Source organism: Acinetobacter sp. 25-47-130, from assembly GCF_056779705.1.
The window spans coordinates 1-213 of the sequence record NZ_JBWYII010000043.1 but is presented as its reverse complement, the minus strand read 5'-3'; the positions used below and the strand labels follow the sequence as shown (position 1 = coordinate 213).

The 213-nt window shown below is 44.1% G+C and carries 1 protein-coding gene; it reads left to right on the top strand.

What is annotated here, in order from left to right; translation table 11 throughout:
• A partial coding sequence (locus AC1M83_RS14275; protein ID WP_481590958.1) for an enolase C-terminal domain-like protein occupies window positions 1-213 on the top strand: 213 nt, incomplete at both ends.

The following is a 213-nucleotide window of genomic DNA, read 5'->3' as shown; positions in this document are numbered from 1 at the left end:
ATGTTGAGCATGTTCTCACCATCAAAAAAGCGTTAGGTGCTGATATTTCTATCCGTGTCGATGTGAACCGTGCTTGGTCTGAGTTAGAAGCCATCAAAGGTATTCAGCTTCTGCAAGATGGCGGTGTGGATCTAATTGAACAGCCATGTGCGATTGACAATATTGATGCCATGGAGCGTTTAACTCGTCGTTTTGATATTGCCATTATGGCGG